A 362-nucleotide genomic window follows, 5' to 3' on the forward strand; every position below is an offset into this window, starting at 1 on the left:
GACTATTAGGTGTGTTGTTGGCTAGCATGTTTGTCACAGCCTGTGAAACGTCTAGCAGTAAAGAGCCACTGCAAAGTGCGGTAAGTGACACTATTCCCGTGGACTTAGCTAATGCCAGCCAAGAGAGCTTGGTATTTGAAGAAATCTACACCACCACTGTTCTTCCAGATGAAGAAGTAAAAGTGGTATCGCGGGTAACCTCCACCATGCTAGATAAACATTTTCAAGCTGGTGATTACGTACAAACTGGGCAACTCCTGTTTAGTTTAGACCCTTTAGAATTTGAAATTAACTTAGCCAGCTTACAAGCCAACTTGGTTAACTTACGTGCAAAATACAATTCCGCTTTAAACAGTTTGCAG

Annotated in this window: 1 protein-coding gene; it reads left to right on the plus strand. The window is 42.3% G+C overall.

Annotated features, from left to right (window positions below; translation table 11 throughout):
• Positions 1-26 precede the first annotated feature (26 nt).
• Positions 27-362: efflux RND transporter periplasmic adaptor subunit (locus Q4528_RS12890; protein WP_303521873.1), on the plus strand; the 336-nt coding region annotated here is incomplete at its 3' end.

The organism is Staphylococcus pasteuri (assembly GCF_030547725.1).
In the GTDB taxonomy this organism is placed as follows: Bacteria; Bacillota; Bacilli; order Staphylococcales; family Staphylococcaceae; genus Staphylococcus; species Staphylococcus pasteuri.